The following is a 10,461-nucleotide window of genomic DNA, read 5'->3' as shown; positions in this document are numbered from 1 at the left end:
CGGAGGTCAGCTTTCAGCAAGGGCCGCCAGCAGCGGGTCGGCCAGCGTTCCGTCCGCCCGGATCAGTCCCTGCTCGAGCCTGGTTGGCTCCGGCGGGACCGGAAACGTCAGCGGTGAAACGGCGACCACGCCGAGGGCGGTCAACACGTCGTCTGGTCGTACAGCGGGCGTCGTGTGCCGCACAACCATCTCCAGTATCGCACAGTCGTGGCTCTCCGCACGGCAAACGGCGCAGATCACCGCCCCACGCACGTCGATCGTCCGCCGGCCGTCCTTCGTCGTGCGCTCGACCTCGACCCGTTCGCGGGCCAGCAGCGCGGTCACGGCGGCCGTGAGGTCGGCCACGGGCACGCCCGGGAAACGGATCCGCCACCGGGACGCCTCGATCCGGCTGGCGAGCGGCCCACCTGCGGCGACGGCGCAGCCCGTCACGTCCAGGCCGGGCGGCAGCGCCGCGTCGAGGGCGGCCCGCAGGGCCTCCAGGTCGACGTCCGCGGTCAGCGCGAGCTCGACGTACTCGGCCTCGCTCGCGATCCCGGTCTGGGTGCCACCGCACCACGACACCTTTGGGTGTGGGGAGAAGCCGGCCGAGTAGGCCATCGGCACCCGGGCCCGGCGCAGCCCGCGCTCGAAGGTCCTGGCGATGTCCAGCTGAGAGAGGAACCGGGCCCGGCCACGCTTGGTGAACCGCAGGCGCAGCCGGACCACCGCCGGGGGCGGTGGCGGGCCCTCAGGACGCCGAGCCGGCACCGGCCTCGACCTTCCTCTCCGGCAGCGGGGGAACCGGGCTGATCGGCAGCAGCTTGCGCTGGGTGGGGCCGATCTCGATCTGGGAACCCATCGTCGGGCAGACCCCGCAGTCGTAGCAGGGGGTCCAGCGGCAGTCGTCGAGCTCGGACTCGCGCAGGGCGTCCTGCCAGTCCGACCAGAGCCAGTCGCGGTCCAGCCCGGAGTCCAGGTGGTCCCACGGGAGCACCTCCCGCTCCGTGCGCTCACGTGTGGTGAACCAGTCCAGCGAGACGCCCAGCGGCTCCAGCTCGGCGGCGGCGGCGGCCTCCCAGCGCTCGAACGAGAAGTGCTCGCTCCAGCCGTCGAACCGGCCACCCTCGCGCCAGACCCGCTCGATCACCCGGCCGACCCGGCGGTCACCGCGGGCCAGCAGGCCTTCGATGATCCCCGGCCGGCCGTCGTGGTAGCGGAACCCGACGGCGCGGGCGATCTCCCGGTCGGCGCGGACCGTGTCCCGCAACAGCTTGAGCCGCTGGTCGGTGACCTCCCACGAGGCCTGGCCCGCCCACTGGAACGGGGTGTGCGACTTGGGGACGAACCCGCCGATGGACACCGTGCAGCGAATGTCGCGGTGGCCACTCGCCTTGCGGCCGGCCCGGATGACCTCGCGGGCTAGATCCGCGATGCCGAGGATGTCCTCGTCGGTCTCGGTCGGCAGCCCGCACATGAAGTAGAGCTTCACCTGCCGCCAGCCCTGCGCGTACGCGGTGCTGACGGTGCGGATCAGGTCCTCCTCGCTGACCATCTTGTTGATGACCTTGCGAAGACGCTCCGACCCGCCCTCCGGCGCGAAGGTCAGGCCACTGCGCCGGCCGTTGCGGGAGAACTCGTTGGCCAGGGTGACGTTGAAGGCGTCGACCCGGGTGGACGGCAGCGACAGCGAGGTCTGGGTGCCCTCGTAGCGGTCGGCGAGCTGCTTGGCGAGCTCGCCGATCTCGCTGTGGTCGGCGCTGGACAGCGACAGCAGGCCGACCTCGGAGAAGCCGGACGCCGTCAGCCCGGTGTCGATCATCGCGCCGATGGTGTCGAGGGAACGTTCCCGCACCGGCCTGGTGATCATTCCGGCCTGGCAGAACCGGCAGCCCCGGGTGCAGCCCCGGAAGATCTCGACGCTCATCCGCTCGTGGACGGTCTCCGCGAGCGGCACGAGCGGGGCCTTCGGGTACGGCCAGGAGTCCAGGTCGCCGAGTGTGTGCTTGGCCGGGCGGGCGGGCACGTCGTCCCGGTTCGCGGTGACCGCGCCGATCGCGCCGTCGGCGCCGTAGCTGACGTCGAAGAACGCCGGGACGTAGACCAGCCGGCGCCGGGCCAGCCTGGCCAGCAGCTCGTGGCGCCCGCCGGGCGAGCCGGCCGCCTTGAACGCGCGGACCACGTCGGTGATGTCGAGGGCCGCCTGCTCACCGTCGCCGAGCACGGCCGCGTCGAGGAAGTCCGCGATCGGTTCGGGGTTGAAGGCCGCGTGCCCACCGGCGATCACCAGCGGGTGCTCGTCGGTCCGGTCGGCGGCCAGCAGCGGGATGCCGGCGAGGTCGAGGGCCGTGAGCAGGTTGGTGTAGCCGAGCTCGGTGCTGAAGCTGACGCCGAGGATGTCGAAGTCCCCGACCGGGCGGTGCGCGTCCACGGTGAACTGCGGGACCGCGTGCTCGCGCAGCAGCGCCTCCAGGTCGGGCAGCACGGCGTAGGTCCGCTCGGCCAGCACGTCCGGCTGCTCGTTGAGGATCTCGTACAGGATCTGGATGCCCTGGTTGGGCAGACCGACCTCGTAGGCGTCCGGGTACATCAGGGCCCAGCGGACGGCGGCCGGCTCCCAGGGCTTGACCGTGGAGTTGCCTTCGCCACCGACGTACTGCACGGGCTTGCGCACCCTGGGCAGCAGCGGCTCCAGACGCGGGAACAGCGACTGTCCAGACATGCGTCCCAGCTTAGCCGGGCCGCCGGTTCCCCACGATCGCCGCGCTCACAGGGCATAGGGGTCGGTACGGGACCGAAGCCGGACGTTCTGCAGGAGGCCGATGGCCATCATCTGGGCGAACATCGACGAGCCGCCGTAGGAGACGAACGGCAGCGGCAGACCGGTCACGGGCATGATCCCCAACGTCATCCCGACGTTGATGAAGGTCTGGAAGGAGAACCAGCACACGACCCCGGTGCCGATCAGGGCACCGAACGTGTCATCGGAGTCCCGGGCGATCGACAGCGCCCGCCACAGCACGACGCCCAACGCCAGCAGCACCCCGCCGGCCCCGACGAAGCCGAGCTCCTCGCCCGCGACGGTGAAGACGAAGTCGGTCTGCTGCTCGGGGACGAACTGGCCCTGGGTCTGCTGGCCGTGGAACAGGCCCCGGCCGAAGAAGCCGCCGTTGGCGATCGCCGTCTTGGCCTGGTCGACGTTGTACCCGGTGGTCGAGTCCGTCGCGGCGTTCGCGGACACGAACGAGGTCAGCCGCGCCTCCTGGTACGGCTTGAGCAGGTGGAAGCCGATGATCGCCGCGCCGAGCAGCACCCCGCCCACGAACAGGCCCAGCACCCACCGGCGGGGCGCGCCGGCGACGGCCAGCATCCCGAGGATCACGAAGACCAGCACCATCACGGTGCCGAAGTCGGGCTGGAGCATGATCAGGCCGACCGGGACCAGGGCGAGGCCGAGCACGACGAGGACGTCGACGTCACCCGGGCGGGCGGCGCGCACCCCGTCCCGGCTGTCGCGCTTCTCTCCGAGGATCATCGCGATGCCGACGATCAGCGCGACCTTGGCGAACTCGGACGGCTGGAGCTCGAACCCGCCGGGCAGCACGATCCAGGAGTGGGCGCCGTTGATCGTGCTGCCGACGACGAGGACGGCGATCAGCCCGACCAGCGAACCCAGGTAGACGAACGGCGCGTAGGCCCGCAGCAGCCGGTAGTCGAGCAGCATCGCGCCGGTGGCGAGCACCAGGCCGAGTGCCAGGTTCAGCAGGTCACGCTTGAGGAACGACTTCGGGTCGCCGCCCGCGACGGAGAGCCGCTCGCTGGTCGCCGACCAGACCAGCAGCGCGCCGATGACGGCGAGCGCCAGCACGGCGCCCAGCAGCAGCCAGTCGAGCCGGCGCAGCGGCGAGTGCCGCCCGGAGGCCCGGTCCCGCAACTGGCCGATCTTGCCGCGCAGCGCCACCGGAGACGACCGCAGCGCCGTCGAACCCAGCTCGTCCATGGCCGTTCCTCCGTTCCGCCCGAGCAGATCGCCTTGGCTGGCGTGCGTCTGGCCGCGCCCGGCGGCCGACGCGGCCGGTGCGCCGCGCCGGCTACCCGGCGCCGCTGGACGGCGGCGCGCGCGGGCCGCCGGCCGACGTGACGCCCACCTGGGCCGGCTGCCCGCCGGTGGCCGCGGGCCCCGCGCGCAGGGCCGCCGGCAGCACCGCTCCCCCGGCGGCGCCTGGCGCCGCGGCGTCCGGCAGGGCGCCCGCCGCCACCGGCGGGACGGCACCGGCCGGACCGTTCGCCTGCGGGGCCGCGATCGCCCCGGCGTCATGGACCACCGACGGCAGGCTGGCGGGCGGCAGCCCACCCGGCAGCGCCGCCGGCCGGCCCACGCCGAAGATCGCCTGGTAGATCGACTTCACCACCGGGGCGGCGTACATCGCGCCCTGGCCGGAGTCGGGAACGGAGACCACGACGGCGTACTGCGGGTCGTTCACCGGGGCGAACGAGGCGAACCAGGAGGTGTCCTGGTGTCCCTCCACCTCGGCGGTGCCAGTCTTGCCACCGATCGGGATGATGTTGCTGGGCCAGTCGGCGAACACGCCGGTGCCGGTGCCGCCGGGTTCGGTCGTGACGCCGTGCAAGGCCTCGCGGATGTAGCCGAGCACATCCGGCGGCACGTCGACCTTGCTCTTGACGACCGGGGCGAACCGCTTCACGACCGTGCCGTCCGGCGCGACGATCGCCTTGGCCAGCTGCGGCTCGTAGACCGTCCCGCCGTTGGCCACGGAGGCGTAGGCGACGGCCAGCTGCAACGGGCTCACCGAGAGGTACTGGCCCTGCCCGATGGCGAACTGGGCCGCCGCGCCGGCGTTGTACAGGTAGCCGTCGACGCAGGCCTCGGCGGCGTACTGCTGGTAGCGCTTGGCCGTCGCCGGATCCTTCTCCTCCGGGTAGCCGTTCTTGGCCCGGCGGCAGTAGGAGTCCTTCAGCTCGCTCCAGATCTGCTGAGCCTGCGCCCGGTCGACGACGGCGCCGGCGCTCTCCCCGGGCAGGTCGATGCCGGACTTCGACCCGAAGCCCATCTCCCTGGCCATCTTGACGAAGTTCTCGGCGGCCGGCGGGTAGGGGCCCTTGCCGTTGCGCAGGCCGCCGTCGCGCAGCCACTCGTCGTAGGCGAACCCGTCGAAGATCACGTCACAGGAGATGACCAGCGCCTGGTGCAGCGTGATCGGCCCGGCCGACTCGCCCTCGAAGTTGTGGAAGGTCTGGCTGCCGATCTGCAGCGTCGGCGAGCACGGGAACTTCTGGTCCGGCTTGGCGCCCAGCAGGCCCATCGCGGTGGCGGTCGAGACGATCTTGAACGTCGAGCCGGCCGGGCCGGTGCCCTGGTAGGCCCGGGACAGCAGCGGGATGCCGTTCGCCGGGTCGGACAGCGACTGGTAGTCCTGCTGGGAGATGCCCCCGACGAACACCGACGGGTCGTAGGACGGCAGGCTGGCCAGGGCGATCACGCCGCCGGTCTTCACGTTGAGCACCACCGCCGAGGCCGTCCGGGCCTTCGCGTCACCCGGCAGCTTGTCCAGCGTGGCCCGCAGAGCCTGCTCCGCAGCCGCCTGGACTCCCTGGTCGAGGTTGAGGACCACGTTGTCGCCCGCTATCGGCGCCGTGTTCGACGCGGTGCCCGAGACCCGGCCGAACCGGTCGACCTCCAGGTCCTGGACGCCGTCGACGCCGCGCAGGGCCGTGTCGTAGACCGACTCCAGGCCGGCGACCCCGACCAGGCTGTTGAGGTGGTAGGTCCCGTCGGAGCTGGGCTTGCCGTCCTTCTTCAGCTGCGCGGTCTGCTGGTCGAGCTGGCTCTGGCTGACCGGGGCCAGGTAGCCGAGCTCGTGCGCGGCGAGCGGGCCGAACGGGTACTCGCGGACGGCCTCCAGGTCGGCGGTGATGCCGGGGAAGCGGTCCGGATGCTCGATGATCGCGAGCGCCTGTTGCGGAGTGGCGTCCTTCGCGATCGGGACCGGCTGGTACGGCGAGCCGGTCCAGCACGGCTGCGGCACCTTCGGCCCGCAGAACCGGATCTTCTTCTCGATGTCGGCGACGGACATGCCGATGACCGAGGACAGCTGCTCGAACACCGCCTTGCCACCGTCACGCTGGCGGTCGGTGGTCGAGCGGTTCACCGAGATGACCAGCGAGGTGCGGTTGCGGACCAGGGCCGCGCCCTGGTCGTCGAGGATCATCCCGCGCGGCGCGGGCGTCACCACCTCGCGCACCCGGTTGTCCTCGGCGACCCGCCGGTAGTGCGCCCCGTCGAGCACCTGCAGCACCCACAGCCGGGCGCCCAGCGTCACCAGCAGGGAGACGGCGAGGACGCGCAGGATCACCAGGCGCAGGCGGACCCCGTCGTTCATCGGCGCCCCACCCGCTTGGTCCTGCGTACCCCGGCGGTGAAGACGGGGAACAGGAACGGAGTGAGCAGCGCGGCGTACAGCGCGGCCGCCAGCGCCCGCACGACCGTGTGGCCGGGGCTCGACAACCCGTCGGCGCCCAGCAGCGCCGCCACCGCGACATCCGCGACGATCCCGACGGCCACGGCGCCGGAGACCGCGGCCAGCGCGATGACGGCGGACCGCTCGGTCGCGTCGGCGACCAGCCCGACGAGGTAGCCCACCAGCAGGAACACCAGCGTCGTCTGGCCGAGCACATGGGTGGACAGCAGGTCACCGAACAGGCCGGTGACGAAGCCGAGGACCGCGCCGTTGACCGGCCCGAGGACGAGCGCGGCGGTGGCGAGCAGCATCAGCACCAGATCCGGGCCCCCGCCGGGCAGCGGCAGCCGGGCGATCACGCTGACCTGGGCGATCACGGCCACCAGCAGCACGAACGTCACCGCCGCGAAGGTCGGCGGGTGGATCGTGTCCGCGTCGCTCTCCGGCTCCCACAGCTGGACGGTCATGGCATCACCGCGCCCCGGCCGGCGTGCCGGCCGCGCTGGGGGCGGACGGGTTCGCGGTGGGAGCGCCGTTCGGCGGCCCGGCGGCCTGCGGCGCGGCGGGCGCCTGCGTCGCCGGGACCGCCCGCGGCGGCAGCACGCGGTCGCCGGGGTCGGTCGCCGGCTTGCCGACCACGATGCCGACCAGGTCGAGGGAGCCCACCGAGACGAACGGCTTCACCTCGGCCGTGCGGGACAGGCCGCTGACCTCGGTCACCTTGGTGACCTCGCCGATCGGCACCCCGGCGACATAGTCCAGGCTGCCGAACGTGACCAGCCGCTGGCCCGGCTTCACCTGGTACGAGGCGTCGTAGAGCGTGAAGACCAGCTTGTCCGGGCCGGAGCCCCCGGCGACGGCGCCGAGCAGCTGGGTGCCCTCCAGCCGGGCGCCGATCCGGCTGCGCGGGTCGCAGAACAGCCGGACGACGGCGGTGTGCTCGGTCATCGAGACGACGGTGCCGACCAGGCCGCTGGAGTTGATGACGATCTTGTCGACGGCCAGACCGTCGGCCCGGCCCGCGTTGACGGTCACGGTCCAGTCGGTGCCGCTGACGTCGCCGATCGCGACCACCCGGGCCGGCACGATCGTGTACTGGCCCTTGTCGGCGAGCAGCCGCAACGCCGAGAGCTGCCCGGCCAGCTGGGTGACCGCGCCCTGGTCGGCGAGCTGGCGGCGCAGGGCGGCGTTCTGCTGCTCCAGCCGGTCGGCGCGGTCGTGGTACCGGTTCGGGTGCGCGAGCGACGACAGGGTCCGCCCGACCGGCCGCGTCACCGCGGTCACGCCACCCTCGACCCCGCCGACGACGCCGTGCAGGAACCCGCGCGGCCCGCCGCTGCTCTCCCCGGTCCGATAGTCGATCGTGATCAGCAGGAAGGTGAGGACGAGCAGCACCGCGACGACCACCCGGGACCGCCTGAGGTCACGACCCACGACGACCCCTCACTCCCCTCACCCGACGCGCTGCCGGGACGGCGCCCTACCCGCGGCCGCCGAAGTCACGGCCGCCGAACTCACGGCCGCCGGGCGGCCGCGAGCCCCGGGCACCCCCCAGCCCGGCCATCCCCCGTGACGAATCGCCGCCGCCGCACGCCTTTCGGACGCAAGGCTCCCGACGATCGCGGCAAGCGTTCGCCGGCACGGACGAACCACACCCCGCGAGCGTTCCCGGTCCCCACCGATTTCGAGGAACCGTTGTCCGGTCGGCGCCGAAATGCCCACGAAATCCGGCCGGGCCCAACGGCGACGCGGCGAACCCTGCTCGCGGACTACTAACGCCGGGGCTCGGAGATGAGGACCTGCTGAAGAGCCTCGAACTCCTCGACGCATTTGCCCGAGCCCATGGCTACGGAGTGCAGCGGATTGTCCGCGATGTGGATCGGCATGCCGGTCTCGTTGCGCAGCCGTTCGTCCAGGCCGCGCAGCAGCGCGCCGCCGCCGGTGAGCACGATCCCGCGGTCCATGACGTCGCCGGCGAGCTCCGGGGGGCAACGGTCGAGGGTCACCTTGACCGCGTCGATGATCGAGTTGACCGGCTCCTCGATCGCCTTGCGGATCTCCTCGGCCGTCACGACGATGGTCTTCGGCAGCCCGGTGACGAGATCACGGCCGCGGATCTCCGCGCTCGGCTCGTCGGGCAGCTTGTACGCCGAGCCGATCGCCATCTTGATCTCCTCGGAGGTGCGCTCGCCGAGCATCAGCGAGTACTCCTTCTTGACGTAGGAGATGATCGCGGTGTCCAGCTCGTCGCCGGCGATCCTGATCGACTGGCTGGTCACGATGCCGCCGAGCGAGATCACCGCGACCTCGGTGGTGCCGCCACCGATGTCGACGACCATGTTGCCGGTCGGCTCATGAACCGGCAGGCCAGCGCCGATGGCCGCGGCCATCGGTTCCTCGATGATGTAGACGCGACGGGCGCCGGCCTCGTAGCCGGCGTCCTTCACGGCGCGCTGTTCGACGCCGGTGATGCCACTCGGCACGCAGACCACCAGCCGGGGTTTGGCGAAGTGCCGGCGGCGGTGCACCTTCTGGATGAAGTAGCGCAGCATCCGCTCGGTGGTCTCGAAGTCGGCGATCACGCCGTCCTTGAGCGGGCGGACCGCGACGACGTTGCCCGGCGTCCTGCCAATCATGCGCTTGGCGTCGGTCCCGACGGCGAGGATGCCCGTGGTGGTGGTGTTGATCGCCACGACGCTCGGCTCGTTGAGCACGATGCCCCGGCCGCGCACGTAGACGAGCGTGTTGGCGGTGCCGAGATCGACCGCCATGTCACGGCCGAGGAAGGACAGGGAACTGGACATCGTCGGGCCGACCTTCCCGGAGATGCGGTCTGGGTGCCGTGCGCCGGGTCCGGGCATGCCGGGCCCGCCTGAACCGGCCCCGCGACCTCGAACACGATCAGGGTTCTTCAGGCTCAGGGGTGTTCACGGGCCGCGATCCACGCCGGATGCGCCCGGCGCGACGGAATCGCGACGACTAACAGATTGCAGGGTTTCACGAGCAACGTGCGAGGACTGCGGCGAGTTTCCACCACCAGCGTGCTGGTAACCCGATTGCCCGGTTTTCTCGACGGCCCGGCATTGGCGGACCTGGCGGTCCGGCCGACCGGGATGACGAGTGACCGGGGTGAGCAAGCCACCAGTTCTTCGAGTGACCGGGATGACCGGCCCGCTCTCGGCGGTGACAGCGAAAGCCTAGACCGCCCCACCGACAGGCCGCAGGCCCGCCGGGACCGTGTCACCCATGGTGCCGACGGTGCATCCCGCCCGGCGCCACCCGAGGCACCCATCCGGCCCAGACCGGGACCGGCCCGGCCCGGCCGGCACACCTCGCCGCGCCCCCTGGCCAGCAGGCCGCGCGTACCCCGCCGAACCGTCCGGCCGGCGGCGCCAGCGGCCACGCCGACGCGGCCGGGCGCTCACCCCCGGAATGTGAAACGCCCGCCCGGAGAGTCCGGGCGGGCGTCCAGGCTGCGGGCTCGGTCAGCCCTTCAGGCCGGGGAAGAACAGGTCGATCTCCCGCGCGGCCGACTCGGGCGAGTCCGAGCCGTGGACCAGGTTCTGGCCGATCTCCAGGGCGTAGTCGCCGCGGATCGAGCCGGGCACGGCCTTCACCGGGTCGGTGACGCCCATCAGGCCCCGGGTGCCCTCGATCGCGCGCGGCCCCTCGACGACCAGCGCGACCAGCGGGCCGGAGGTGATGAACTCGACGAGCTCGCCGAAGAACGGCTTGCTGGCGTGCTCGCCGTAGTGGGTCTCGGCGGTCGCCTTCTCCAGCGTGCGCAGCTCGGCGGCGACCAGGGTCAGGCCCTTGCGCTCGAGCCGGCTGATGACCTCCCCGACAAGGCCGCGGCTGACGCCGTCGGGCTTGACCAGGACGAGGGTGCGCTCAGCGGACACTGGACTCCTTTGTTCGTGTCTTGGACTGTTCGTGTCTTGGACTGTTCGTGGGTGAACGGTCCTGAGTGGCGGGTGCCGCCTCATGGGTGGCAGGTGCCGCC

Annotated in this window: 8 protein-coding genes; all 8 read right to left on the bottom strand. The window is 72.0% G+C overall.

Features of this window, described 5'->3' with window-relative positions:
- Positions 1–6 precede the first annotated feature (6 nt).
- The 8 genes from FRAEUI1C_RS09775 to ndk all read right to left on the bottom strand — a co-directional run bounded on the left by FRAEUI1C_RS09775 (position 7) and on the right by ndk (position 10,360).
- Positions 7–750: a TIGR03936 family radical SAM-associated protein gene (locus tag FRAEUI1C_RS09775; protein ID WP_013423132.1), complete on the bottom strand. Its 744-nt coding sequence runs from the start codon at positions 748–750 to the stop codon at positions 7–9.
- Positions 731–2,701: a TIGR03960 family B12-binding radical SAM protein gene (locus FRAEUI1C_RS09770; protein WP_013423131.1), complete on the bottom strand. Its 1,971-nt coding sequence runs from the start codon at positions 2,699–2,701 to the stop codon at positions 731–733. The genes FRAEUI1C_RS09775 and FRAEUI1C_RS09770 overlap by 20 nt, the downstream gene beginning before the upstream one ends.
- Positions 2,702–2,746: 45 nt before the next feature.
- Positions 2,747–3,979 carry a rod shape-determining protein RodA gene (gene rodA / locus FRAEUI1C_RS09765; RefSeq protein WP_013423130.1) on the bottom strand — a complete coding sequence of 411 codons (1,233 nt, stop codon included), beginning with the start codon at positions 3,977–3,979 and terminating at the stop codon, positions 2,747–2,749.
- 91 nt (positions 3,980–4,070) lie between these two features.
- Positions 4,071–6,380, bottom strand: coding sequence for a penicillin-binding protein 2 (mrdA, locus tag FRAEUI1C_RS09760; protein WP_013423129.1), 2,310 nt, complete (start codon positions 6,378–6,380; stop codon positions 4,071–4,073).
- Complete coding sequence (gene mreD, locus FRAEUI1C_RS09755; RefSeq protein WP_013423128.1) at positions 6,377–6,925, bottom strand: rod shape-determining protein MreD; 549 nt, start codon at positions 6,923–6,925, stop codon at positions 6,377–6,379. Before mreD ends, mrdA begins: the two co-directional genes overlap by 4 nt.
- A gap of 4 nt (positions 6,926–6,929) precedes the next feature.
- A complete protein-coding gene (gene mreC / locus FRAEUI1C_RS09750) occupies positions 6,930–7,892 on the bottom strand; it encodes a rod shape-determining protein MreC (protein ID WP_049806864.1) in 963 nt (320 codons plus the stop codon).
- A 338-nt stretch (positions 7,893–8,230) separates the two neighbouring features.
- Positions 8,231–9,262: a rod shape-determining protein gene (locus FRAEUI1C_RS09745; RefSeq protein ID WP_013423126.1), complete on the bottom strand. Its 1,032-nt coding sequence runs from the start codon at positions 9,260–9,262 to the stop codon at positions 8,231–8,233.
- A 681-nt stretch (positions 9,263–9,943) separates the two neighbouring features.
- Positions 9,944–10,360 carry a nucleoside-diphosphate kinase gene (ndk, locus tag FRAEUI1C_RS09740; RefSeq protein WP_013423125.1) on the bottom strand — a complete coding sequence of 139 codons (417 nt, stop codon included), beginning with the start codon at positions 10,358–10,360 and terminating at the stop codon, positions 9,944–9,946.
- Positions 10,361–10,461: the final 101 nt, after the last annotated feature.

It is taken from the genome of Pseudofrankia inefficax (assembly GCF_000166135.1).
Lineage (GTDB): Bacteria > Actinomycetota > Actinomycetes > Frankiales > Frankiaceae > Pseudofrankia > Pseudofrankia inefficax.
This window is presented reverse-complemented; position numbering and strand designations above follow the sequence as displayed.